The following is a 273-nucleotide window of genomic DNA, read 5'->3' on the forward strand; positions in this document are numbered from 1 at the left end:
GCATGCTGATGCACGGCCATCATGTAGGCCTGCGAGGCCTTGTCCCAGGCGTCGATGTGTCTGGCCAGGATGAACAGCCAGGGCGGCGTGTCAACATCCGGGCCAGCAGCTACGATCCCGTAGAAGGCCCTCACCGGCTCAGTGGTCATCAGCGCAGCCTCTTCGAGGACATTGCGCGCTTCATCGATAGACTTCATTCCAGCCATTTCAACTCCTGTGTAGTTGGCTTGGTTAGGGCAGGGGAGCGGCGTTCCAGGCCAATCCCCTACCCGT

General features: G+C 60.4%; 1 protein-coding gene. It reads right to left on the bottom strand.

All coding sequences use genetic code 11. The annotated features are described in order from the left end of the window. Nucleotides 1–197: hypothetical protein (locus tag ABG80_RS20780; protein WP_152987778.1), on the bottom strand; the 197-nt coding region annotated here is incomplete at its 3' end. Nucleotides 198–273 lie beyond the last annotated feature (76 nt).

Origin of the sequence: Aquabacterium parvum (genome assembly GCF_001447195.1) — a bacterium.
Taxonomy (GTDB): Bacteria; Pseudomonadota; Gammaproteobacteria; order Burkholderiales; family Burkholderiaceae_C; genus Aquabacterium; species Aquabacterium parvum.